The sequence below is a fragment of the Cellulomonas sp. genome (assembly GCF_015234515.1).
Taxonomy (GTDB): Bacteria; Actinomycetota; Actinomycetes; order Actinomycetales; family Cellulomonadaceae; genus Cellulomonas.
This window is the reverse complement of record NZ_JADGMY010000003.1, coordinates 1-25,011: the sequence shown is the minus strand read 5'-3', so window position 1 is coordinate 25,011 and position 25,011 is coordinate 1. Positions and strand designations below refer to the sequence as shown.

The following is a 25,011-nucleotide window of genomic DNA, read 5'->3' as shown; positions in this document are numbered from 1 at the left end:
TCAGGGCGTCGCGCTCCCGCCCACCAGGCCCGTCTCGTACGCGAGGACCACGAGCTGCGAGCGGTCGCGCGCGTCGAGCTTGGTGAGCAGGCGGCTGACGTAGGTGCGCGCGGTCGCGGGGCTCAGGTACAGGCGCGCGGCGATCTCCTGGTTGGACCGGCCCCGGCCGACCTCGCGGAGCACCTCGCGCTCCCGCTCGGTGAGCACGGACAGGCGGGACGCGTCGCTCGGCGGCGGCGTCGCGGCGGCGGCCCGCATGACGCGCCGCGTGACCGCCGGGTCCAGCAGCGCCTCGCCCGCGGCGACCGTGCGGACCGCCTGGCGCAGCTCGTCCGGGGCGACGTCCTTGAGCAGGAACCCGGCGGCGCCCGCGCGGATCGCGGCGAACACGTTCTCGTCCTCGTCGAACGTCGTGAGCACGAGCACGGCGACGTCGACCAGCGCGGGGTCGGCGACGATCGCGCGCGTCGCCTCGATGCCGTCGAGGTCGGGCATGCGGACGTCCATGAGGACGACGTCGGGCCGCAGCTCGCGCACGCGCGCGACGCCCTGGCGCCCGGTGGCGGCGTCCCCGACGACGCGGATGTCGCCGTCGCGCTCGACGAGGCTGCGCAGGCCCGCGCGCAGCAGCTCCTGGTCGTCGACCAGCACGACGGTGATCATGCGCCGAGCCTCGCAGGCAGCCGGGCCTGCACGACGAAGCCGCCGCCGTCAGCGGGTCCCGACGTCAGCGTCCCGCCCAGCAGGCCCGCCCGCTCGGCCATGCCGCGCAGCCCCTGGCCGTCGCCCGACGCACCCTCGCCCGGGCCGGCGCCGTCGTCACGCACCCGCAGGTCGAGCCACCCGTCGGCGACGCGCACCTCGACGTCCACGCTCCCCGCGCCCGCGTGCCGCAGCACGTTCGTCAGCGCCTCCTGCACGATCCGGTACGCGGCCGCGCCGATCGCGCCGTCGAGGGCGCCGTCGGGCACGTCGAGCCGCACGTCGACGTCCAGCCCCGCCGCGCCCGCGGACGCCGCGAGGGCCGGCACGCCCGCGACCCCGACCGCGCCACGCGCGGGATCGTCCCCCGTGGTGCGCAGCAGCCGCACGGTGGCGCGCAGCTCGCGCAGCGTCGAGCGCGTCGCGTCGCGCACCTGCGCGAGCGACGACGCCACCAGGGCGTCGTCCCGCCCGACGGCCTCGGCGGCGACGCCCGCGTGGACGGCGATGACGGACACCGTGTGCCCGATGCTGTCGTGCAGGTCCCGCGCGATGCGCACGCGCTGCGCCTCGAGCCGCCGCTCGGCCTCGGCGGCCTGCTCGGCCAGCGCGGCGACGCGCAGCCGCTCCTGGTCGGCCCGCGCCTCGCGGCGCACCCGCACGCTCACCCCCAGCGCGACCGCCGCCGCCACGAGCGCGACGTTCGTCAGCAGCTCGTAGCTCAGCAGGTACGTGGCGGGCAGACCCTCGGTGATGCGGAAGTACGCCGCGACCCCGACGAGCACCGTGCCGACCGCGAGCGCGGCGCGGGTGCGCCCGAGCTCCGCGGCCGAGTACAGCGCCGCAGCGGCGGGCAGCGCCTGACCGATCGCCGGGAAGCCCAGCGCGTAGTACGCGAAGATCCCGAGCACGGTGACGACCAGGACGGCCACGGGCCACCGCCGACGCGCCAGGAGCACGGCACCGAAGCCCAGCGCGAACACGTAGGCGACCGGCGACGTCGCCCGCTCGGCCGCGACGCCGGAGCCGATGGTCAGTGCGACGACCGCGACGGTCCCGACGGCGAGCCCGACGTCGGTGGCGCGCGTCCCTGCAGGTGGGGGTCTCACACCCCGAGCGTAGGAACACGGCGCGCTGGGGGACATCCCCGAGCGGTCGACTCCCGCGGTCGCCTGGTGCCGACCCCCGCGTCGACCGGCGACGTCCGCAGCCGGCGACACGTGACGGATTCGCCCGCCGGCCCCCGTGCCTAGCGTCGTGCGACATGGAGAACATGCCTCTGACCAGCACATCCGTTCCGCGCACGCCTGCCCGGCGCGTCCGCGGCCGACTCGTCGTCGCGCTCGCCGCGACGGTCGCGCTGTGGCCCGTCCTGGGTGCCGTCGGCCTGTCGGACCTGACCCTCGCGGCGGTCGTCCTGCCCGTCACGGCGCTCACGTGGGTCGCCGTGCTCGGGCTGCTCGACGCGCCCCGGCCCGTGCTCACCGGCACCCTCGCGGGGCTGCTGTACGGCGCCGTCCTGGTGGCGCTGTCCCTGGCGTTCGGCCGCGAGCCGCGCCCGACGCCCGTCGTGCTGTTCGCGGCCGGCTGGGAGCTCACGTGGTGCGCCCTGCTCGGTGCGGGCGCCGGACTGCTCGGCAGCGGCGTGCAGCAGCTGCGGGGGCGACAGCCGTGATCAGGTCCCGCGCCGCGGCCGGCGTCGCCGTGGTGGCCCTGGTCGTCGCGGGGCTGTCGGCCTGCGGCGGCGTGTCCGTGTCGCGCGTCGACGTGCCCGAGACGTTCGACGCCCCGCTGCCCGTGCCGCCGCTCGCGCCGTCGACCGTCGACGCCGACGGGACGCGCACGTTCAGCCTCACCGCGCAGGAGGGCACCACCCGGTTCGTGCCGGGCGTCGACACCCCCACCTGGGGGTTCGACGGCGACCTGCTCGGCCCGACCCTGCGGGCGTCCCGCGGCGAGCAGGTCGCGGTCGAGGTCCGCAACACGCTGCCCGAGGCGACGAGCGTGCACTGGCACGGCATGCACCTGCCCGCCGCGATGGACGGCGGGCCGCACCAGCCCGTCGAGCCCGGGGCGACCTGGCGCCCGACGTGGCGCGTCGACCAGCCCGCCGCGACCCTCTGGTACCACCCGCACCCGCACGGCCGCACCGAGGAGCACGTGTACCGCGGGCTCGCCGGGTTCTTCCTGCTGGACGACCCGGCCGCGGCGGACGTCGGCCTGCCCGACGAGTACGGCGTGGACGACGTCCCCGTCGTCGTGCAGGACCGCAAGCTCGACGCGGACGGCGACCTCGACCTGAGCGGTGGTGGTGAGCTCGGCGTCCTGGGCTCGCTCGTGACGGCCAACGGCGTGCGCGGCGCCTACCTGGAGGCGACGACGCAGCGCGTGCGGCTGCGGCTGCTCAACGGGTCCACGGCGCGGACGTACGCGTTCGGGTTCGCGGACGACCGCGAGGTGCTGCAGGTCGCCAGCGACGGCGGGCTGCTGCCCGCGCCGGTCCCGACGACGCGCGTGCAGCTGTCGCCCGGTGAGCGCGCCGAGGTCGTGGTGACGGTGTCACCGGGCGAGCGCGTGCGCCTGCGGTCGTACCCGCCGGACCTGGGGCGCGTCGTCGCGGCGTTCGCGATGGGGGCGAACGACACGTTCGACGTCCTGGAGCTGCGCGCCGCGCAGGACCTGGCGCCGTCGCCGCCCGTCGCCGGCGCGCTCACGACGCTCGAGCCGCTGCCCGAGGCGACCGTGACCCGCACGTTCGACCTGCAGGGACGTCAGATCAACGGTCGGCGCATGGACATGGACCGCGTCGACGCGACCGTCGAGAAGGGCGCGACCGAGCTCTGGGAGGTCCGCAACCTCGACCTGTTCCCCCACAACTTCCACGTCCACGACGTGCAGTTCCGGGTCCTCGACATCGACGGCGAGGCACCACCGCCCGCGCTCGCGGGCGCGAAGGACACCGTGTACCTCGAGCCGCGGCGCACGTACCGGCTGGTCATGCGCTTCGAGGACCACGCGGACCCGACCACGCCGTACATGTTCCACTGCCACCTGCTGCTGCACGAGGACGAGGGCCTCATGGGTCAGCTCGTCGTCGTCGAGCCCGGGGGCACGGCGGCACCGGCGCCGCACGACCACCACTGAGACGCCCCGGCAGGCCGGGGGCTCACGCCGGGTCGGCGGGCAGCACCCTCGCGTCGTGGGCGCCCAGGTCCGTGCGCGTCCCCGCGACGTCGACGCTCACCGGGGCGTCGGTGTGGTTCACGACGACGAGGCGGTCGCCGCGCCGCACGGCCTCGACGCCCTCGACGGGGGCCGCGAACAACGCCGCCACGTCGGCCTCGCCCAGCACCCGGTCGACCAGGGCGTCGAGGACGTCGGCCGCGGGCTGCGTCGCGACGTACCAGGCGACCCCGTCACCGTGCTCGCGCCGCGTCACGGCCGCACCGCCCGCGGCGTACCCGTCGGCGAAGGTCGCGACGACCTCCGCGTCGTCCACGACCAGCACGTCCTGCCACAGGGACGCCGTGCCCTCGAGCCCACCGGTGAGCCGCAGCGCAGGTCCGGGCGTGCCGCCCGGCCCGGCCGTCGGCGCCAGCTCCTCGACCCGGACACCGAGGGTCCCCTGCAGCGGCCCGAGGTACCCCCCGAGGTGGACCCGCAGGTCCTCGTCGACCAGGGCCGACGCGTACGTGACGATCAGGTGCCCGCCCCCGCGCACGTACGCGTCCAGCTCCGCCAGGTGCGCACGACGCGCGACGTGCAGCGCGGGCGCGACGACGAGGTCGTAGCCGACGACGTCGGCCCCGGCCGGCACGACGTCGACCGTGACCCCGCGCCGCAGGAACGGCGCGTACCAGTCGAGGAACCGCTCGACGTACTCGACGCGCGTGGGCACCGCGTCCTGCTCGAGCGCCCACCACGAGTCCCAGTCCAGGACCAGCGCGACGTGCGCGGTCACGCGCGTGCCGACCAGGTCCGTCAGCCCCGTCAGCTCCTCCCCCAGCGCGACGACGTCCCGGAACACCCGCGAGCCCGGGCCGGCGTGCGGCACCATCGCCGAGTGGAACCGCTCGGCGCCCGACGCCGACTGCCGCCACTGGAAGTGCAGGACCCCGTCCGCGCCGCGCGCGACCGCCTGCAGCGACTGCGCCCGGTGCTGCCCGCGGGGACGCGGCGCGTTGCGGGCACGCCAGTTCACGGCACCGGTCGCCTGCTCCATCAGCAGCCACGGCCGACCGCCCCCGAGCCCGCGCACGAGGTCGCGCTGCGCGGCCAGACGCACGTGCGCGGCGGGGTCCACGGGGTCCGGGTACGCGTCGTCGCTGACGACGTCGACGAACGGCGCCCACGCCCAGTAGTCCGCACCCTCGAAGAAGCCCATGAAGTTGGTCGTGACGGGCACGTCGGGGCTGTGGCGGCGGATCACCTCGACCTCGGCCCGGTGCAGGGCGAGCATGGCGTCCGAGCTGAAGCGCCGGAAGTCGATCACCTGCGTCGGGTTGCGGGTCGCCGGTGCGGCCGACGGCACGCCGACCTCGTCGAACGAGCCGTACCGCTGGGACCAGAACTCCGTGCCCCAGGCACGGTTGAGCTCCTCGACGTCGCCGTAGCGGCGCGCGAGCCACGCGCGGAAGGCGGTCGCGCTGTGCGCGTCGTACGAGCGCGACACCTGGCAGCCGTACTCGTTGTTGACGTGCCACATCTCCAGCGCCGGGTGGTCGGCGTACCGCGAGGCGACCTGCTCGACCAGGGCGAGCGCGTGCCGCCGGTAGTCCGGGGACGACGGCGAGTACTGCTGCCGCGACCCGAAGGCCAGGCGTACGCCGTCCTGCGTCACGGGCAGGGAGTCCGGGTACCGCGCGGCGAACCAGGCGGGCGGTGAGGCGGTCGCGGTCGCGAGCACGACGCGGACGCCGCCGGCGTGCAGGCGCCCGAGCACGTCGTCGAGCCACCCGAACTCGTACTCCCCGGGGCGAGGCTCGAGACGCGACCACGAGAACACGCCGACGGTGGCGGTCGTGACGTGGGCGGCGCGCATGAGACGCACGTCCTCGTCCCAGACGTCCTGCGGCCACTGCTCCGGGTTGTAGTCGGCGCCGTAGCGGATGCGGACGTCAGCGGGCACGGCGGTCCTCCTGGGGCGCGCGACGGCGCGCGGGCGAGGACAGGGCCGCAGCGGCGTCGTCGCCGGCGGCCCCGGGAGCCACCTGCGGCGTCTCGGACGGTTGCCCGAACGCTAGCACCGGCGCGCACCGCGGATCCGACGACCGATCGTGGGATCCGACCGGCCTGGCCGTACGTTGGGACCAGCAACCGGTGTCGCACGACGCCCACGACGAGACGAGACGAGCACCACGCATGAGCAGCACCCGCGCAGTCCTGCAGGCCACCGACGTCTGGGCGGGGTACGGCGGCCCGCCCGTGCTGGCGGGGGTCGACCTCACGCTGCGCCCCGGCGACGCCGTGGGCCTGCTCGGCCGCTCGGGTGTCGGCAAGTCCACGCTGGTGGAGATCCTCGGCGGGGGCATGCGGCCCGGCCAGGGGCACGTGACGCTCGACGGCGTGCCCGTCGCCAAGACGCCCCGACGCAAGCGCAAGGACGTCAAGGCGCGTCTGCGCACGGTCCACCAGAACGGCATCGCCGGCGTCGACGTCCAGCGCACCGTCGAGGAGACGATCCTCGACGCGTTCAAGGAGGCCCGGAAGGCCGGCCGGACCACCGACAACGACGTCGAGGCCGCGCTGGCCGTCGTCGGTCTGCCCATCCGGTTCGTCACGCGCCGCGTCGGCACGCTGTCCGGCGGCGAGCGGCAGCGCATCGCCATCGCCCGCGCGCTGGCCACCCGGCCGGACCTGCTCCTGCTCGACGAGCCGCTGACGGCCGTCGACCAGACCATGCGCGAGGAGGTCGCCGACGACATCCGCGCGCTCGTGCGCGCCGACGGCATCGGCCTGCTCGTCGCGTCGCACGACGTGCGGCTCCTGGAGCGGCTGACGGACCACGTGCTGGTCCTGGCCGAGGGCACCATCGTCGAGTCCGGCCCCCTGCGCGACGTGCTGCGCGACCCGCACCACCCGGACACCCAGGCGCTCGTCGAGGCCCTGCCCGACGTGGTCGGCGGGCAGCCGCGCCGCTGAGCCGCCGCTCCGAGGCCGGCGGGGGGACCGCGCCGGCCAGGTGACCGGCGCGGTCGGCGGAGGGCCGGGCGGCCCCTCGCGCCCCCCGGCCCGCCCGGGTCCGAGATCCCGGGCCGGGCCCGACCGTCGCCCGGGGGCGACGGTCGGGCCCGTCGTGCGTCGGTCGGGGCGTCTGGGCCCGCCGACGGTCGTGGTGGCTACCGCTGCATCGTCAGCAGACCCGGGCGGTACGGCAGGCGACCGTAGTCGCCACCCGAGCTGGGGCTGCGGCCCTGGTACAGCAGCCGCAGGTTGCACGGGTCGACCGTCATGGTCTGGTCCGCGCTGGTGCGCAGCAGCTCGCCGTGGCTGATGTCGTTGGTCCACGTCGCGCCGCTGTTGGCCTTGCCGGCGAACGGGTTCGACTCGGTCGCGGCCTGCGGGGTCCACTGGCCGTCGAGGCTGGTGGCCGTGAAGGACCGGAAGTACCGGCCCTGCGCGCCCATGGCCTCGACGATCATGAGGTACCGGTTCTGACCCTGGAGCCGGTACACCTGGACGGCCTCGAAGAGGTTGGCCTGGGTGTCGGTCATGATCGTCTGGTAGGTCGACCCGAAGCTGCCGGGGAAGTTCCCGATCGGCATCGACGCCCGGTAGATGTTGCCGTTGTCGCCCGCGAAGAACAGGTACATGTTCCTGTCGTCACCGATGAGCGCCTGGTCGATCGGGCCCGTGCCGGAGTTGGAGATGCTGCCGGTGAACAGGTTCTGGTGCGGCCCCCAGCTGTTCACGTCCGTGGGGTTGGTCGAGGTCCGGTAGGAGAACGCCGGGCCACCCCACTGGTACGCGAGCACCCACACGTTCTTGGGTGCGAAGTAGAACAGCGACGGCGCGACCGCGCTGAACGGCATCGCGTTCTGGCTCACCGAGCCCATCTGCGAGTAGCTCGTGAAGAGGCCGAAGTTCATCGAGCCCCACGACGTGCCGTTGTCGTGCGTCGTGGCGTAGACGAGCTGCTGCCCGTTGTACGGCGCGACCGTGAAGTCCTTCAGCGAGACCCAGCCGGAGCGCGGCTGCGCGAGGACGCCGGAGTCCGACCAGCGGTACGACGACGGCAGGGTGCAGGTGGGCTGCGGCGTGGGGGTGGGCGTCGGCGTGGGCGTGACGGTCGGCGTGGGCGTGACCGACGGGGTCGGGGTCACGCTCGGGGTGGACGTCGCCGTGGGCCCCTGGGTCGGGATCACCGCACCGTTGCAGCCGGCACCGTTGAGCGTGAACGCCGTGGGCACCGGGTTGGCGCTGCCGGAGAACACCCCGTTGAAGCCGAGCTGCACGGTCCCGCCGCTGGGGACGGACGCGTTGTAGTCGGCGTTCCTGATCGAGACCTGGTTGCCGTTCTGCGTGGCGACACCGCTCCACGCCTGCTGCACGCTCTGGTTGCCGGGGAACGCGAACGCGAGGGTCCACCCGTTGAGGGCGGCACCGTGGTTCGTGATCCTGACGTCGGCCGTGAAGCCGCCCGGCCACTGCGCCGTGACCCGGTAGTCCACCGAGCAGGCGCCCGTGCCGGGGTTCTGCGTGGGCGTCTGCGTCGGGGTGGGGGTCTGCGTGGGGGTCGGGGTCTGCGTGGGGGTCTGCGTCGGCGTCGGCGTCGCCGCGTTCAGCGCGTCGAGGACGGCCGTGTAGGCGGCCTTCTTGTTGCCCGAGCCGTCGAACAGCAGCGGGTTCGCACCCCCGCGCCACGAGTCGGTGTCGCGGACGCCCCACACCGTGATGCCGGTGCACCGGGACACCGCGAGGCACGCCTCGACGACCTGGCGGTAGGCGTTGGCCTGGTTGGAGCCCTGCTCGATGTCGAGCTCGGTGATCTGCACGTCGACGCCCAGGTCGGCGAAGCGCTGCAGGTTGGCCCGGTAGTCGCTCGGGACGCCCGTGCCCAGGTGGGACTGGAACCCGACGCAGTCGATCGGCACGCCACGCGCCTTGAAGTCCCGGACCATGGTGTAGACGCCGGTCGACTTCGCGTTGACGCCGTCGGTGTTGTAGTCGTTGTAGCAGAGCTTGGCGCCCGGGTCGGCGGCACGGGCGGCGCGGAACGCGGCCTCGATCCAGTCGTCGCCGGTGCGCTGCAGGTTGGAGTCGCGCCGGCTGCCGCGGCCGTCGTCGGCGAACGCCTCGTTGACGACGTCCCAGCTGTGGATCTTGCCCTTGTAGTGGGCCGCGACCTGCGTGATGTGGTTGATCAGGGCCCTGCGCAGCGTGTCGCCGGACATGCCTTCCATCCAGCGGGGCTGCTGGGCGTGCCAGGCGAGCGTGTGCCCGCGCAGCTTCTTGCCCTTGCCGAGGGCGTAGCTCGCGATCCGGTCGCCGTTGGTGAAGTTGAACTGGTTCTGGTTCGGCTCCGTGGCGTCCATCTTCATCTCGTTCTCGGCCACGATCGAGTCGAACTCGCGGTCGACGATCCCCATGTAGGTCGCGTCGTTCATCCGGCCCGCGGCGATCGCCGCACCGAAGTACCGCCCGCTCTGCTGGGCGGCCGCACCGAGCGTGCTCGCCGCCGCCTGGGCGGGTAGTGCCGTGAGCACACCCGTGAGCGTCAAGGCGGCGACCGAGGTCGCGGCGACGAGCACCCTGCGGGGCCGTCGCGATGTGTTCTGCATGCGTCACCCTCTCTGCTGGCATCCGCCGACCGCGCGGCGGATGACGTGCGAGCGCAGGACGCCGTCGTCCTGCGCGCGACCGGAGGGAGCGAGGGGTCCCGGTGGCCGTTGTGTACGTTCACAATCCCATGATCACGCGGATCTCCGAAGACCCGGAGGCGCGGCGAATCGTTTAGCGACACACCCGTGGGACGACGCCCGCAGCACGCGGGGGCGGGGTCAGCCCGTGACCGTGAACCCCGCCCGCAGCAGGTCGCGGTCGCGCGACGAGCGGCCGACCAGCAGCTCGAACTCGCCGGGCTCGACCACGCGGCGGCCCTCGGCGTCGACGATCGTGCAGTCGGCGACGGGCAGCTCGAGGTCGACGACGACGGACTCCCCCGGCGCGACGTCGACGTGCCGGTACGCCTTGAGCTCCTTGTCGGCCCACGTCAGGGACGTGACGAGGTCGCTGACGTAGACCTGCACGACCTCGTGCGACGGCCGCGCGCCGGTGTTGGTGACGGTGACCTGGGCCCGCACCACGCCGTCGCGCGCCAGGACCGGCTCTGCCACCGTGAGGTCGGAGTACTCGACCGTCGAGTACGACAGGCCCTCACCGAACGCGAACAGCGGGTCCTGCGTGAGGTCCGCGTACCGGCTGCCGTGCTGGCCCCGCAGGCCGTTGTAGTACACCGGCTGCTGGCCGACGTGCCGCGCGAACGTCAGCGGCAGGCGCCCGGCCGGCTCGATCGTCCCGAGCAGCAGCTCGGCGATCGCACGCCCGCCGCGCATGCCCGGGTTCGCGGCCCACACGATCGCGTCGGCGGCCAGCGCCGAGTCCGGCAGGACCAGCGGCTTGGAGGCGATGACGACGACGGTCATCGGCGTCCCCGTCGCCGCGAGCGCGTCGAGCAGCGCGACCTGCCCGCCGACGAGCTCGAGCGTCGCGGTCGACCGCGTCTCGCCCATCAGCCCGATCGTGTCGCCCACGACCGCGACGACGTGGTCGGCCGCCTGCGCGGCGGCGACGGCCTCGGCGATGAGGACCGGGTCCGGGGCGGCCGGGTGCAGGATCGGCATGCGCGGCTGGCCGTCGGGGTACGTCTCACCCTCGGGGTCCGGGCCGAGCGCGCCGATCTCGGCACCCTTGGCGTACGTGAGCTCCCAGCTCTGCGGCAGCAGGCCGCGCAGCCCGTCGAGGACCGTCTCGGTCATCTCGCGGGGGTGGCCCTCCTCGCGCATCCAGTCGACCTGGCCGGAGCGTCCGGCCCAGTCGCCGAGCTGCGCGTCGACGTCGTCGGCGTTGGGCCCCACGAGCGCGATGCGCACCGGCGGCGGCACCGACCCGTCGGGCGCCGTGGCCCGCCCGTCGAGACCCGACTCCAGGCCCCCACCCAGCGGCAGGACCCCCGAGTTCTGCAGCAGCACCAGGGAGCGCCGCGTGACGTGCAGGTTGATGTCCTGGTGGTCGTCGGAGCCGATGACCTCGGCCTGCCGGACGGGGTCGGGACGGCGCGGGTCCTCGAAGAGCCCCAGCTCGAACTTGATCGTCAGGATGCGCGCCACCGCGGCGTCGAGCTGCGACTCGTCGACCAGGTCGTTGGCGACGGCCTTCTGCGCACCCTCGAAGAACCCGGGCGTCGTCATGACCATGTCGTTGCCCGCGTTCACGGCGTTGGCCGCGGCGTGCTCGTGGTCGGGGGCGATCTTCTGCTCCCAGACCATCCGGCCGACGTTGTCCCAGTCGGTGATGAGCGTGCCGGTCCAGCCCCACTCCCCGCGCAGCACGTCCTGCAGGAGCCACCTGTTGACGACGATCGGCACGCCGTCGGTGGACTGGTAGCCGATCATGAACGTGCGGGCGCCCTCGCGCGCGACGCGCTCGAACGGCGGCAGGAACCACGAGCGCAGCTTGCGCCGCGAGATGTCCGCCTCGGACGCGTCGCGCCCGCCCTGCGTCTCGGAGTAGCCGGCGAAGTGCTTGGCGCACGCGAGGATCGCGGTCGGGTCGTCCAGGCCGTCGCCCTGGTAGCCGCGGACCATCGCCGAGGCGAGCTCGCCGATGAGGAACGGGTCCTCGCCGAACGTCTCGGTCACGCGCCCCCAGCGCAGGTCGCGCGTGATGCAGACGACCGGTGAGAACGTCCAGTGCAGCCCGGTGGCCGACACCTCCACGGCCGTCACGCGCGCCATCGCCTCGGCCGCGGCGGGGTCCCACGACGCCGCGACACCGAGCTGGGTCGGGAAGATCGTGGCGCCGCGCCAGAACGAGTACCCGTGGATCGCGTCGTCGGCCACGAGGAGCGGGATGCGCAACCGTGTGCGCTCGACCGCGTCGAGCGCCTCGAGGACGCGCTGCGGCGAGGCGTGCAGGATCGACCCCACGTGCTTGTCGAGGACGAGATCCTCCACTCCCGGCTGCGCGTCCAGCTGGAGCATCTGACCGACCTTCTCGGGCAGCGTCATGCGGCTCAGCAGGTCAGCGACGCGCTCCGGGATCGGCAGCGACGGGTCCTGGTACGGGGGCGTGTCCACCACGGGGTCCTCTACGACGTTACGGATGCTGCGACCGGCCGCACGACGCTAACGCAGGTGACCCGGCGCGCGGTAACCGCGGGCCGCGGGCACCGGCGACGGCGGCCGCGGGGCGAAGCGCTTGCGCGGACCGGCCGCTGGGCCACCCGGGCGGTTCCGCCACCACACGTCACCCGATCGCCCCGGTATCTCACCCCGGTCTGCACCCCCCTGTGTCAGTGAGCGCCGATAGCGTCCGGACCGACCCGGCTGGCCCGCGGTCGGCCCGGTCGTCGGACCCGGGCGCGGGGGGACCGACCAGACGGAGGGACGACGACATGGGCGAGACGGGTGCCACACCGGCGCTGACCTCCGCGGACTGCGTGCTGGTGCGCACGTCCGCGACCGTCGCGACGACGGTGCACCGCGACGGTGCGCACCTCGTCGTGCACTTCCTGCAGGAGTCCGGGGTGACGCGCTGGATGTGGCCCTGCGAGATCCTCGCGGACGCGCTGCGCGCGCCCGGCGTCGTCCACGGCGACGACGCGGTCGAGGTCCTCGTCGATCCCGACACCGCGGACCTCGTGGTGGCGCTCGACGGCCAGGACGGCACCGCGCTGCTCGCGGTGCCCGGCGACGCCGTCAGGACGGCACTCCTGCGCTGACGCGCGGCGTGTCGGAGGCCGGGCGTAGCGTGGCCGGCACCCGTCAGGAGGAGCCGAGATGCCGCTGCGCTGGTACACCACCGTCATCGAGTCCCGCGACCCGCACGCCCTCGCCCGCTGGTGGGCCGACGCGCTGGGCTGGGACTACGTCCCCCTCGAGGACGACGAGGCCGACGTCCTGCCACCGTGGGGACGCGAGCTGGCCGCGTCGCTCCCGTTCCACCGGGTGCCTCCCGGGCTGTGCTTCGTCGCGGTCGACCACGACAAGAGGGCGAAGAGCGCGCTCCACCTCGACTTCGCACCCCACACCTCGGACGACCGCGAGGCGGAGATCGCCCGGCTGCTCGAGCTCGGGGCGACGCGCGCGGACGTCGGTCAGGGACCCGACGTCTCCTGGACGGTGCTGGCCGACCCCGAGGGCAACGAGTTCTGCGTCCTGTCCAGCCGCGACGAGTGACGCCGGCGCCCGCCCGGAGCGGGAGGATGAGCCGTGCCCGCCTACGTCCTGCTGACCCGTGACGCCTCGGGGCGCAGCGTCACGCTGACGCCGCTCGACGCGGAGGCAGCACCGGTCGCGCCGCCGGGGCGGGGCGGGGCACCGGCGGCGCGGGTCGTCGCCGTCGACTCGCTCCCGGACGTCGTCGCGCAGGTCGAGGCCGCCGAGCACCCGCGCTGGGTGTGGGACGACACGCGCCGCTGGTACCCGCCGCTGCTCGCCGCGGGCGTCCGTGTCGATCGCTGCCACGACCTGCGGCTGTGCCACACGATCCTGCGGCACGCGGCGTCGGCTGCCGGGTCGCGGCTGCAGGCGGCGCCGCCGGGACCGTTCGACGCCCCCGCCCCCGACGCACCGCCCCCGCACGAGCCCGACCTGCTCGACGCGCTGCGCGAGCTCGACGACGAGGACCCGGGCGACCGGGTCGCCCCCGAGCCGCGCGCCGTCGGTCCGTCAGTGCCCGCCGGTCCCGGCGAGGCCGCGGACGACGCCCACGGCCTGCTCGGCGAGCTGCGCGACCAGCTCGCCGCCGTCGCGGGGTCGACGCAGCCGGGGCGCCTGCGCCTGCTGCTCGCGGCGGAGTCCGGCGGGGCGCTGCTCGCGGCGGAGATGGAGCACGACGGCCTGCCGTGGGACCCCGTGCGCCACGACGAGCTGCTCACCGACCTCGTGGGCCCGCGTCCCGTCGGCGGCGGGCGCCCGCGGCGCCTGGAGGACCTCGTCGCCACGATCCGCGACCTGCTCAACGACCCGCGGCTCAACCCCGACTCCCAGCCGCACCTGCTCGCGGCGCTGCGCCGGCAGGGCTTCTCCCTGGCGTCGACGAGCAAGTGGGAGATCCGCGAGCTCGACCACCCGGTCGTCGAGCCGCTGCTCGAGTACAAGCGCCTGTCGCGGCTGCTGAGCGCGAACGGCTGGGCGTGGCTCGACGCGTGGGTGCGCGACGGGCGGTTCCGGCCCACGTACGTCGTCGGGGGCGTGGTCACCGGACGCTGGGCGACCGACGGCGGCGGTGCGCTGCAGCTGCCGACGTCCTTGCGCGCCGCCGCCCGCGCCGACGAGGGCTGGCGGCTCGTCGTCGCCGACGCCGCCCAGCTCGAGCCGCGCGTGCTGGCCGCGATGTCGGGGGACCGCGCGATGGCCGAGGCCGCGCGCGGCTCCGACCTCTACCAGCGCATCGCCGACGCGGGCACCGTCCCGACCCGCAAGGACGCCAAGTACGCGCTGCTCGGCGCGATCTACGGCGCGACCACGGGGACGGCGGGCATGCTCATGCCGCGTCTGACGCGCGCGTACCCGCAGGCGGTCGCGCTCGTGGAGGCGGCCGCACGCGCGGGTGAGCGCGGCGAGCCGGTCTCGACGTGGCTCGGCCGGACGTCACCGCCGGCGAGCGCCGCGTTCCTCGACCACCTCGGCGCCGCCGGGGCCGAGGGCGCCGACGCCGACGACGTGCGCGACGCCCGCCGCCGCGCCCGCGACCGCGGCCGGTTCACCCGCAACTTCGTCGTCCAGGGCACGGCCGCCGAGTGGGCGCTGTGCTGGCTCGCGTCCCTGCGTCGCCGCCTGCGGGACATCGGCGACGGGCGCGCGCACCTCGTGTTCTTCCTCCACGACGAGGTCGTGGTCCACTGCCCCGCGCAGGACGCCGACGCCGTCGCGCAGGCCGTGCGGGACGCGGCGGACGAGGCCGGGGCCCTGCTGTTCGGGTCGGCCCCCGTGGAGTTCGCGCTGGACCTGGCGGTCGTGGAGTCGTACGCGGACGCCGCCTGAGCGGGTCAGCCCACGGCCGGGGCGGACTCGCGGACCACGAGGCGCGTGGGCAGGAGCAGCGGGCTGGGGGCCTCGCCGTCGACCACGGCCAGCAGGAGCCGCGCCATCTCGTAGCCGAGCGAGCGGATCGGCTGCTGGACGGTCGTCAGCGCGGGGTGCGCCAGCTGCGCGATCGGCAGGTCGTCGAAGCCGACGACGGCGACGTCCTGCGGCACCCGCCGCCCGTGCAGCTGCAGCGTCTGGAGGGCACCGGCCGCCATGTTGTCGGACGCGGCCGCGACGGCGTCGATCGTGGGGTCGCGCTCCAGCAGACGCTCCATGGCCCGTGCCCCGCCGTCGCGCGTGAAGTCGGCGTGCTCGACGAGCGTGTGGTCGAGGTCCGCGACGGACAGCGCGTCGGCGACGCCACCGAGCCGGGCGACCGCCGCGTGGGAGTCGGCGGGCCCGGCGATGGTCGCGACGCGGCGTCGTCCCAGCCGGACGAGGTGCTCGGCCGCGATGCGACCACCGTCCCTGTTGTCGACGTCGACGAACCAGTCGGGCCGGCCGTGCAGCGGTCGTCCACCGAACACCGCGGGCAGGCCGGACTCCAGCACCATGCGCTGCAGGGGGTCGTCGCCGCGCAGCGCCATGACCATCACGCCGTCGGCGCGGGGACGGCGCAGCATGCGCCGCACCCGGTCGTGCCCGCGCTCGGAGTGGCACAGCAGCAGCTTGAGGTCGAGCTCGGTGCTCTCGAGCGCCGACGTCACGCCCACGATCACCTGCCCGAAGAAGGGATCGCCGAACAGCTCCGCGTTGTCGTGGGACGCGGCGAGGACGACGGCACCGACCTTCTGGCGCGCCAGCGCCTGCGCCATGACGTTGGGCACGTACCCCAGCTCGCGGACGGCCCGCTCGACGGCGAGGCGCGTGGCAGGGCTGACGTGGATCGCGTTGTTGATCGCGCGGGAGGCGGCGGACCGCGAGACGCCCGCGCGCCGCGCCACCTCGTCGAGGGTGGGGGCCCGTCCGGTGCGCCCTGTCATGGATCCCCCCGCCGGCGTGATGATCGGCGCGAGGCTACCACCCGCCGACCCGACGCGTGCCGCGCTCCCGGGCCGGCGGCACGACCGGACCGTTCACTCGTCAGGGCGATGAGCAGGGACTTCTCCTTGACACGACGTGGGGCGCGCCGGAACATCGACGCCACGCCTGGAAGCGCGTCCAGGCTGTGCCCGACGTACGGCGCCGATGTGGTTGCAGGACCCCTGGCCGCGGCGGGTGCGGACCCCGGCGTGCTGCACGGGATCGGGCTCCTCTCGGCGGGAGCGCGAGCCCTGGCACGGACGCGCAGGGCGCGAGTGCGCGGCTGACCGCGTCCCGCCCCGCGCGGCACGTGCCGCACCACGTCGCTCCGGTGTCCACCCCCCCGGTCACCGGAGCGACGTGGTGCTGCGCCGGTGGCTCAGCCCAGCGTGCCCGGCGCGCGGTACGCGAACTCGCGGTCCGCGTCGGTGATCGGCCGCAGCACGCGCGCCGGCACGCCGCCGACGACCACCCCGGGCGGCACGTCCTTCGTCACGACGCTGCCCGCACCGACGATCGAGCCGGCACCGACCGTCACGCCGGGCAGGAGCACGACGTGCGCACCGAGCCACACGTCGTCCTCGACGACGACGGGCGCGGAGAACTGCGCCATGCCCGAGCGCAGCTCCGGGTGCACGGGGTGGCCCGTGACGCTGATCGTCACGTTGGGCGCGATCATGACGCGCGAGCCGATGGTGACCTCGATGTCGTCGACCAGCGTGAAGCCGACGTTGACGAACACGTCGTCGCCGAACGTCACGTTGTAGCCGTACGAGACCTGCAGCGGCGCCTCGATCCACACGCGCTCGCCCATGCGGCCGAACAGCTCACGCAGGAGCGCCTGACGTGCCGGCACGTCCGTGGGGTTGGCCATGTTGAAGCGCCAGGTCAGCTCCTTGGCGCGCTGCCGCTCCGCGACCAGCGCCTCGAGTCCCGGCCCCTCGTCGTCGTACAGCTCCTGCGCCCGCATCCTGCGGCGGACCTCGCGCTCGTCCATGCTTCCCCTCGCCTCGCCCCACCCTGCCGGCGGGGACCCGGCCACCCTACGGTCGCCGCACGGCAGGACTCGGGGGACGTGCGTCCCACCGCGCCCCTAGGGTGACCGCGTGAGCAGTCACGAGCCCGCACGTCCCGCCGGCCCTGCCAGCCCTGCCAGCCCTGCGCAGTGCGTCCCGGCGCAGTGGGTGCCGTCGCGTCGTCCGCGGACCGCGCGGGACGTCCTGGCGGTGCTGGCCCTGGCGCTCCTCGCGGTCACGGCGCTCGGCGCGGTCGCGCTGATGCTCGTGCAGGTGGGCATGGGCATGGGCGTCGTCGGCATCATGCTCGCGCTGGTGCCCCTGACGGTCGTGCTCCTGGGCGTGCGCTGGCTCGACCGGTGGGAGCCCGAGCCGCGCGGTGCGCTGCTGTTCGGGCTGCTGTGGGGCGCGGGCGTCGCGGTGCTCGTCTCGCTCGTCGTCAACGACCTCACGCTCTACACCGTCGCGCAGGCGACGGGCGACCTGGACGCGGGCGTGGTCGCGGCCACCGTGGTGTCGGCCCCCGTGATCGAGGAGCTCGCCAAGGGTGCCGGTGTGCTCGTCCTGTTCCTCGCGCGGCGACGCTACTTCGACGGCGTGGTCGACGGGATCGTGTACGCAGGGGTCGTCGCGGCGGGGTTCGCGTTCACGGAGAACGTCCTGTACTTCGGCCAGGCCGGCGCAGCGCTCCCCGAGACGTTCGTGCTGCGCGGCCTGGCGACGCCGTTCGCGCACCTGCTGTTCACGGCGTGCACGGGTGCGGCCCTGGGCCTGGCGGCGCGCTCGCGCCACAGGTCGGCCGCGTGGTGGCTGTTCCCGGTGGGGCTGCTGGCCGCGATGACCGGGCACGGGCTGTGGAACGCGATGAGCCTGGTGGCCGGGCCGGCCTACCTGATGGTGTTCGCCGTCGTGCAGGTGCCGCTGTTCGCCGGCGTCGTCGCGCTGGCGTTCTGGCTGCGCCGCCAGGAGTCCGCCGTGATCCGCCACCGGCTGACCGAGTACGCCCGGGCCGGCTGGTTCGCGCCGCACGAGATCGACATGCTGGCGTCCCTGCCGCGCCGCAGCACGGCCGTCGGCTGGGCCGAGCGCACCGGCGGCAAGGAGGCGGCCGAGGCGATGCGCCGGTTCCAGCGCGACGCGACCACCCTGGCCTTCCGCCGGCAGCTCGCCGTGACGGGCCGCACCGACCTGCACCGGCACGCCGAGTCGGAGCGGGACCTGCTCGCCGCGGTCACGGCGGACCGGCACCGGGTCCTCGCGGCAGCCGTCGGCCGCTGACCGCGGCGCGGGCCCCCGTGGTCGCGGGCGCCGGCCCGCGTCACCTCAGCCCAGCGTCCACGTCTGGGTCCGGCCGGACATGCCGTACCCGCGGGGCGCCGGGTCGGCCTCCACCCGCTCGGCGCGCCCGGCCTGCAGGTGCGGCGCGGCACCGCGCATGAGGCCCTCGAGGACGGCCGCCGTGGCGTCGGTCTCGGCGAACGCCGTGCGTCCCCACAGGTCCTGCCACCGCGGCACGGACGGCCGTACGAGCCGCACGGCCGCTGCGAAGAACGGGTGCAGCGCGGCGCGCGGGCCCTTGTGCTCGACCGCCTGGAGCAGCTGGGCGTACCCCTGCAGCGCGAGGTCGCGCCGGGCACGGGCCGCGTGCGCGACCTGCTCGTCGGTCACGTCGGAGTGCGCACCACCGACGGGCAGCGCGGCGGCGTCGCGGTACGTCGCGATGTCCGTCAGTGCCGACGGGGGGAACGTCATGACCACGTCCCCCGCCTCGGGCAGGCCGGCGTTCGACGTGACGACGAGCACCTCGAGGTCGCCGTCGTTCACCACCCGGTGGATGACACCCGGCTGGATGGTGACGAGCACCCCGGGCCGCAGCGGGTGCTCGGCGACGCCGTCGGGGCTGAGCGTGTGCACGGCCCCCGTGCCGGACAGGACGACGTACGCCTGGCTCGACGCGAGGTGCAGGTGGGGGGTCCCGCTGCCCGCGCGCCCGACCCCGTCGGGCGCCAGCCAGTCGTAGACCCGCTGACGGCTGACGGAGACACCGCCGGGCAGGTTGGTCATGCGTCCAGCATGCCGGACGCCCCCGTCTCCGGCGTGCCCTACAGCCCGACAGGGAGCGTCAGGCGCTCCGCCACCGTCGGCAACCAGGTCGCGGCCTCCGCGCGGGCGCGCGCAGCGGGCTGCGGGTCCCCCGAGAGGTCGGCAGCGTTGAGGTCCGCCAGGTACCCCGCGGCCAGCACGCGCAGCACCTGCCGGGCGGGCAGGACGAGGCGTCGACCGAGCGTCGGCATGAGTCGCTCGATCTCGTCGGCGACCTCGTCGGTCATCTGCCGGTCGAGGTCGTGGTGGTGACGCGCGATGTCGGGCTGGCGCATGGCCAGCAGCGTCAGCTCGGCGCTGATGACGCGCCAGCGACGGTCGTCGGAGATGCGCTCGAGCAGGATCTCGAGGAACCGCGCCATCGCGTCGACGTCGACGGCCGAGCCCCGCGCGCAGTCGGCCTGGGCGACCGCGAGCGCGTCGCGCAGCTCGCGCAGACGTCGGCGGTGCTCGCGCGCCGCCAGGTCGAGCAGGAGCGCGTACTTGCTGTCGAAGTTGGAGTAGAAGGCCCCGCGTGTGAAGCCGGCGTGCTCGCAGACCGCCTCGATCGAGGTGGCGTCGACGCCCTCGTCGGCGAACAGGTCGAACGCGGCGTCGAGCAGGCGCTCGCGCGTGTGGCGGCGCCGGCGCGAGACGGTCGCCTCGACGTCGCCGCCCGCGGTCGTGCTGGTCTCGCTCATGCCTCCGCCCTCCGTCGTCCCTCGGGCAGGAGCCTACCGGTGTCGATACATTCCTGTATCGCATACAGTCGTGTATCGAACCCGCGCCTCGCGCGACCGTCGGACGTCGCCGTCCTCCCCACACCGCCTCCGGGAGCACCTGTGTCCTCTGCGCTCTACCGCCTCGGCCGCACCGCGTTCGCGCGCCGCCGCGCCGTCATCGGAGCCTGGCTGGGGCTGCTCGTCCTGGTCGGTGCACTCGCCGGCCTGCTCGGCGGCAAGCTCGACAACTCGGTGACGATCCCCGGGACCGAGTCGCAGGCCGCGCTCGACCACCTCGCGGCGACGTTCCCCGAGGCGGCGGGCACGAGCGCCCAGGTGCTGGTGGTCGGCGAGGACGGCCACCAGGTCGACGAGGCCGAGGTCGTCGCCGCCGTCGACGACGCGATCGAGGCGTTCACGCAGGTCGAGAGCGTCACGTCCGCCGTCTCCCCGTTCGACACCGAGACCCCCGGCGCCTCCGCCGTCAGCGACGACGGCGAGGCCGCCCTGGTCACGATCTCGCTCGAGGGTGAGGGCGTGTCCATCGGCGCCGACGTCAAGGACGGCCTGCGCGACATCGCGGACGACCTCGACGCGGCGCTGCCCGACGGCTACGAGGCGACCATCGGTGGCCAGCTCTACTCCCAGGAGTTCCCCGGGCTGACCGTGACCGAGGCGCTCGGCGTCGTCGTCGCCTTCATCGTGCTGCTGCTGACCCTCGGCTCGTTCGCCGCCGCCGGCATGCCGCTGCTCAACGCCCTGCTCGGCGTGGGGCTCTCGACCCTGCTCGTGCTCGTCGCCGCCGCCTTCACGTCGGTCACCAGCACCACACCCCTGCTCTCGCTCATGCTCGGGCTGGCCGTCGGCATCGACTACGCGCTGTTCATCGTGTCGCGCCACCGCGAGATGCTCGCGACCGGTCTGGCACCGGACGAGGCCGCCGCACGCGCCAACGCGACCGCCGGCTCGGCCGTCATCTTCGCCGGGCTCACCGTGATGATCGCGCTGGTCGGCCTCGGTGTCGCCGGCATCCCGTTCCTCACGGTCATGGGTGTGGCCGGTGCCGTGTCGGTCGGCGTCGCGGTGCTGGTCTCCATCACGCTCGTGCCCGCGATGCTCGGCGTCGCCGGGGAGAAGCTGCGCCCGCGGCCGTCCCGGCGGGCGCGCCGCTCGTCGACCGCGCCGGCCGCCGCCGCTGCCCTGTCCGCCCCGGCCGAGCAGCGCACGGGCGACGACTGGGACCTGCCCGCGCACCACAACCGCTTCTTCGCCGGCTGGGTCCGGCTCGCCACGGCGCGCCCGTGGGTCACGGTCGTCCTCACGGTCGGCGCGCTGCTGGCGCTGGCCTTCCCCGCGCTCGACCTGCGCCTCGCGCTGCCCGACGCCGGCGTCTCGCCGACCGACTCCTCGCAGCGCATCACGTACGACCGGATCACCGAGCACTTCGGCCCCGGCGCCAACGGCCCGCTCGTCGTCACCGGCAGCATCGTGACGAGCGAGGACCCGCTGCAGCTCATGGCGGACGTCGCGGACGAGCTGCGGGCGCTGCCCGGCGTCGAGGACGTGCCGCTGTCGACGCCGAACGCGTCGATCGACACCGGCATCGTGCAGGTCGTCCCCACGACCGGCCCCACGGACCCCGAGACCGCCGAGCTCGTGCAGGCCATCCGCGACCTGCGCCCTCAGATCCTCGAGGAGCACGGCTTCGACCTGTCGGTCACGGGCTTCACCGCCGTCGGCATCGACGTGTCGGCCAAGCTCGGCGCGGCCCTGCTGCCGTTCGCGGTGTTCGTCGTCGGTCTCTCGCTCGTCCTGCTGACGATGGTGTTCCGCTCGGTCGCCGTCCCGCTCAAGGCGACGCTCGGCTACCTGCTGTCGGTGGCGGCCGCGTTCGGCGTCGTGACCAGCGTGTTCGAGCACGGCGTCGCCGCCGACCTGCTCCACGTCTCGCGGCAGGGGCCGATCATCTCGTTCATGCCGATCGTCCTCATGGGCGTGCTCTTCGGCCTCGCCATGGACTACGAGGTGTTCCTCGTGTCGCGCATGCGGGAGGACTACGTCCACTCCGGCAAGGCGCGGCAGTCGGTCGTCACCGGGTTCGTCGGCTCGGCCAAGGTCGTCACCGCCGCGGCGGTCATCATGGTCGCGGTGTTCTTCGCCTTCGTCCCCGAGGGCGACATCAACATCAAGCCCATCGCCCTCGGGCTGGCCGTGGGCGTCGCGGTCGACGCGTTCATCGTGCGCATGACGCTCGTGCCCGCCGTGATGCAGATCCTCGGCGACCGCGCCTGGTGGATGCCGCGCGGCCTGGACCGCGTCCTGCCGTCGTTCGACGTCGAGGGCGAGGCGCTGCACCGCGAGCTGAGCATGGCGCGGTGGCCCGCGGACGCCGACGTCGTGGTGGCCGCGCGCGACCTGCGCCTGGCTGCCGCCGACGGCACCGACGTCGTCAACCTCGCCGTGCGCCGCGGCGACGCGCTCGTCGCGCACGCCGACGAGCCGGCCCGCGTCGCCGCGCTGCTGCTGACGGTCGCCGGACGCCACACGCCCGCCGGGGGTGACCTCAAGGTCGACGGGTACCTGCTGCCCGTGCGGGCCGCGGCCGTGCGCCGCCGGGTCGGGTACGTCGACCTGCGCACCGAGGGCGTCGACGCGCTCGACGCGGCCGTCGCCGAGCGTCCGGCGGTCCTCGCGGTCGACCGGACCGACCTCGTCACCGACCCGCACGAGCGTGCGCACCTCGCGGCGGCGATCGCCCGCGCCGCCGAGGCCGGCGCCACGCTCCTGCTCGGCGTCGTCGGCACCACCCCCGCCGACGACCTGCTGCCCGCCGGCACCCCCGTGACCACCCTCGCGCCGCAGACCGGCGTCCTCGCGTGAGCGCGCAGGAAGGAACCCCGATGACCCGCACCTCGGTGACCCGCCCGTCCGTCCGGCGGTGGCCCGCCGTCGTCGTCGCCCTGGCGGCGCCGCTGGCGCTCGTCGTGCTGCTGCTCGCCGCCGCGTGGTCGCCCGCGGACGGGCTCGCGCGCGTCAAGGCCGCCGTCGTCAACCTGGACGAGCCCGTCACGCTCGAGGGGCAGTACACGCCGCTCGGACGGCAGCTCGCCGGGGCCCTCGTCGAGGGGGCCGAGGTCGAGGCGAACTACGACTGGGTCGTCACCGACGAGGCCGACGCCACCGCCGGGCTCGCCGACGGCACGTACGCCGCCGTCGTCACGATCCCGGAGAACTTCTCGGCGGCCGCCACGTCGTTCGCGTCCGGCGCGGGCCAGGTCGAGCAGGCGACGATCGACATCACCTCACCCCCGGGCGCCACCGCCGTCGACCAGGTCCTCGCCTCGACGGTCACCACGACGGCCACGCGGGTGCTGGGCCAGCAGCTCACCACGACGTACGTCGAGAACGTGCTCGTCGGGTTCACGACGCTCAGCGAGCAGCTCGGCGAGGCCGCCGACGGCGCCACGCAGCTGGCCGACGGCGCCGGGCAGCTCGCCGACGGCACGGGCCAGCTCGCGACCGGCGCCGACGGGCTCGCCGACGGTGCCGGGCAGCTCGCCGGCGGTGTGCGCGAGCTCCGCGGCGGGTCGGACGACCTCGCGACAGGGACGAGCCAGCTCGCGCAGGGCGCACGGTCGCTGGCCGGCGGCGCGCAGCAGCTCGCGGGTGGCGCGGGGCAGTCCGCAGCCGGCGCGCGTGAGCTGGCGCAGGGTGCCGGGGAGCTGGCAGCCGGGACCGGGGAGCTCGCCGCAGGGCTGGCGCAGGCCTCGGCGGGCGCCGGCGACCCGGCGCGGGGCCTGCCCCGGCTGGTGACGGGTGCCGACGGTGTGGCCGACGGGACACGTCAGCTCGTCGACGGTCTGCTGGGAACGACCCAGGATCTCGTCGCCGCGAACGCGTGCGACGCGTCGGTGCCGCCCGACCGCCAGCCGACGCCGACCTGTGCGATCGCGGTCGGTCAGCTCACCGCACTCCAGGCCCAGCTCGACGCCACGAACCCGAGGAGCGTCGTGACCGGCGCAGCCGGCCTCGCTCAGGGTGTCGCCACGGCCGTCGACGGCGACGGCACACCCGGGAACCCGGGTCTGCTCGCGACCCTCCAGCAGCTCTCCGACGGTGCCGCCCGGCTCGGCACGGGCGCTCAGGAGCTCGCCGGTGGCGCCGGTCAGCTCGCCACCGGCCTGGACCAGCTGGCGGCCGGCACGTCGGGCGTCGCGAGCGGCGCCGCCGACCTCGCCGGCGGTGCCACGCAGCTCGCGGGCGGGTCGTCGCAGCTCGCGGCGGGTGTCGCGCAGCTCGACGGCGGCGCGTCCCAGCTCGCCGACGGCACCACCCAGCTCGCCGACGGGATCCGGCAGACGAACGACGGTGCCGTGCAGCTCGCCGACGGCACGGCCGAGCTGGGGACCGGTCTGGGCCAGGCGGTCGACCAGCTCCCCACGACCCCGGAGGACCAGCGCGCCGACCTCGCGCAGGTCGTGACCGCTCCCGTCGCCCCGCCCGCCTCGGTGGTCTCGGCGCCGCTGGGTCAGGTCTCGGTGCTGGTCGCCGTGGCCCTGTGGGTCGGTGCGCTGGTGCTGTTCCTCGTGTTCCGGCCGCTGCCGGTGCGCGTCGCCGGCTCCACGCGCTCGGCGCTCGCGCAGGCGGCCGGGGCGCTCGCCGTGCCTGCGGCCGTCTCGGCGGTCGCCGGTGCGGCCGTCGGGGCCCTCGCGGGCGGTCTGACCGACCAGGGCCTGGGCCGGGTGCTCGGGCTCGCAGCGGTCGGTGCGGTCGCCGCGGTGGCTCTGGCCGCGTTCCAGCAGGCCGTCGGCGCGTGGTTCGGCACGGCCGGGCGCATCGTCGGCCTCGTCGCGGCGTTCGTGTACCTCGTCGCCGGCCTCGCAGTGACGGTCCCGACGTGGGTCGGCTCGCTGGTGGGCTGGCTCCCGCTGGCCCCGGCCGCTGACGCGTTCGGCGCCATCGTCGAGGAGTCCTCCGCCTCCCTGCTCGGCGCGGTCGTCGCGCTCGTCCTGTGGGCCGTCGCGAGCCTCCTGGCGACCACCGGCGCAGCAGCCCGCGCCCGCCAGGCCGTCGGCCCCCGCACGCTAGCCGCCTACGCCTGACCCCCCAGGGTGGCCGCGAGAGTGCAATCCAGTCCCCTCCAAGGGCGCGAGAGTGCAATGGGACTGCCCCGGATTCGGTTGACTCCTGGCCTGCGAGGACGTGGTCCTCGCT

Annotated in this window: 18 protein-coding genes; 9 read left to right on the top strand and 9 right to left on the bottom strand. The window is 74.8% G+C overall.

The genetic code is table 11. The features are described from left to right. Together IR158_RS00750 and IR158_RS00745 are read right to left on the bottom strand one after the other, a co-directional pair. The gene (locus IR158_RS00750) at positions 1-663 is read right to left on the bottom strand and encodes a response regulator transcription factor (RefSeq protein WP_291808190.1); all 663 of its coding nucleotides are present in this window, start codon (positions 661-663) and stop codon (positions 1-3) included. Further along, positions 660-1,811, bottom strand: a complete 1,152-nt coding sequence (locus IR158_RS00745; protein ID WP_291808188.1) for a sensor histidine kinase — start codon at positions 1,809-1,811, stop codon at positions 660-662. Before IR158_RS00745 ends, IR158_RS00750 begins: the two co-directional genes overlap by 4 nt. A 155-nt stretch (positions 1,812-1,966) precedes the next feature. Here IR158_RS00745 and IR158_RS00740 point away from each other — a divergent pair, with 155 nt between their 5' ends. Next, a complete protein-coding gene (locus IR158_RS00740) occupies positions 1,967-2,377 on the top strand; it encodes a hypothetical protein (RefSeq protein ID WP_291808186.1) in 411 nt (136 codons plus the stop codon). Further along, complete coding sequence (locus IR158_RS00735) at positions 2,374-3,846, top strand: multicopper oxidase domain-containing protein (RefSeq protein WP_291808184.1); 1,473 nt, start codon at positions 2,374-2,376, stop codon at positions 3,844-3,846. Before IR158_RS00740 ends, IR158_RS00735 begins: the two co-directional genes overlap by 4 nt. 22 nt (positions 3,847-3,868) lie before the next feature. Here IR158_RS00735 and IR158_RS00730 read toward each other — a convergent pair whose 3' ends face one another. Continuing rightward, positions 3,869-5,830: a beta-galactosidase gene (locus tag IR158_RS00730; RefSeq protein ID WP_291808181.1), complete on the bottom strand. Its 1,962-nt coding sequence runs from the start codon at positions 5,828-5,830 to the stop codon at positions 3,869-3,871. A gap of 233 nt (positions 5,831-6,063) precedes the next feature. Between IR158_RS00730 and IR158_RS00725 the strand changes: the two genes are divergently transcribed. After that, positions 6,064-6,843 carry an ATP-binding cassette domain-containing protein gene (locus IR158_RS00725; RefSeq protein ID WP_291808179.1) on the top strand — a complete coding sequence of 260 codons (780 nt, stop codon included), beginning with the start codon at positions 6,064-6,066 and terminating at the stop codon, positions 6,841-6,843. A 197-nt stretch (positions 6,844-7,040) separates the two neighbouring features. On the opposite strand, the gene IR158_RS00720 is transcribed toward IR158_RS00725, so the two are convergent. Together IR158_RS00720 and IR158_RS00715 are read right to left on the bottom strand one after the other, a co-directional pair. Continuing rightward, positions 7,041-9,482: a non-reducing end alpha-L-arabinofuranosidase family hydrolase gene (locus IR158_RS00720; protein ID WP_291808177.1), complete on the bottom strand. Its 2,442-nt coding sequence runs from the start codon at positions 9,480-9,482 to the stop codon at positions 7,041-7,043. 219 nt (positions 9,483-9,701) lie between these two features. Continuing rightward, positions 9,702-11,999, bottom strand: coding sequence for a glycoside hydrolase family 3 N-terminal domain-containing protein (locus IR158_RS00715; protein WP_291808174.1), 2,298 nt, complete (start codon positions 11,997-11,999; stop codon positions 9,702-9,704). Positions 12,000-12,316: 317 nt separating this feature from the next. Here IR158_RS00715 and IR158_RS00710 point away from each other — a divergent pair, with 317 nt between their 5' ends. Genes IR158_RS00710 through IR158_RS00700 form a run of 3 tightly spaced genes read left to right on the top strand, consistent with a single transcriptional unit; the run spans position 12,317 to position 14,909 of the window. Next, positions 12,317-12,643 carry a hypothetical protein gene (locus tag IR158_RS00710; protein WP_291808172.1) on the top strand — a complete coding sequence of 109 codons (327 nt, stop codon included), beginning with the start codon at positions 12,317-12,319 and terminating at the stop codon, positions 12,641-12,643. A 58-nt stretch (positions 12,644-12,701) separates the two neighbouring features. Next, entirely contained in the window at positions 12,702-13,100 is a 399-nt protein-coding gene (locus IR158_RS00705; protein WP_291808170.1) for a VOC family protein, read from the top strand. 33 nt (positions 13,101-13,133) lie between these two features. Continuing rightward, complete coding sequence (locus tag IR158_RS00700; RefSeq protein WP_291808168.1) at positions 13,134-14,909, top strand: bifunctional 3'-5' exonuclease/DNA polymerase; 1,776 nt, start codon at positions 13,134-13,136, stop codon at positions 14,907-14,909. A gap of 5 nt (positions 14,910-14,914) precedes the next feature. Here IR158_RS00700 and IR158_RS00695 read toward each other — a convergent pair whose 3' ends face one another. Next, a complete protein-coding gene (locus IR158_RS00695) occupies positions 14,915-15,937 on the bottom strand; it encodes a LacI family DNA-binding transcriptional regulator (RefSeq protein WP_291808166.1) in 1,023 nt (340 codons plus the stop codon). Between the two features lie 419 nt (positions 15,938-16,356). Further along, positions 16,357-16,974: a sugar O-acetyltransferase gene (locus IR158_RS00690; protein WP_291808163.1), complete on the bottom strand. Its 618-nt coding sequence runs from the start codon at positions 16,972-16,974 to the stop codon at positions 16,357-16,359. 109 nt (positions 16,975-17,083) lie between these two features. On the opposite strand from IR158_RS00690, the gene IR158_RS00685 reads away from it, so the two are divergent. Next, positions 17,084-18,271: a PrsW family intramembrane metalloprotease gene (locus tag IR158_RS00685; RefSeq protein ID WP_291808161.1), complete on the top strand. Its 1,188-nt coding sequence runs from the start codon at positions 17,084-17,086 to the stop codon at positions 18,269-18,271. Positions 18,272-18,316: 45 nt separating this feature from the next. On the opposite strand, the gene IR158_RS00680 is transcribed toward IR158_RS00685, so the two are convergent. Beyond that, entirely contained in the window at positions 18,317-19,057 is a 741-nt protein-coding gene (locus IR158_RS00680) for a cupin domain-containing protein (protein ID WP_291808158.1), read from the bottom strand. Positions 19,058-19,095: 38 nt separating this feature from the next. Further along, positions 19,096-19,776, bottom strand: a complete 681-nt coding sequence (locus IR158_RS00675) for a TetR/AcrR family transcriptional regulator (protein ID WP_291808155.1) — start codon at positions 19,774-19,776, stop codon at positions 19,096-19,098. A gap of 141 nt (positions 19,777-19,917) precedes the next feature. Between IR158_RS00675 and IR158_RS00670 the strand changes: the two genes are divergently transcribed. Together IR158_RS00670 and IR158_RS00665 are read left to right on the top strand one after the other, a co-directional pair. Continuing rightward, positions 19,918-22,677 (top strand): MMPL family transporter, encoded by a 2,760-nt coding sequence (locus tag IR158_RS00670; protein WP_291808153.1) that lies wholly within the window; start codon positions 19,918-19,920, stop codon positions 22,675-22,677. A 20-nt stretch (positions 22,678-22,697) separates the two neighbouring features. Beyond that, on the top strand, positions 22,698-24,899 hold the full coding sequence (locus IR158_RS00665; RefSeq protein ID WP_291808150.1) for a YhgE/Pip domain-containing protein: 2,202 nt from the start codon (positions 22,698-22,700) through the stop codon (positions 24,897-24,899). Positions 24,900-25,011 lie beyond the last annotated feature (112 nt).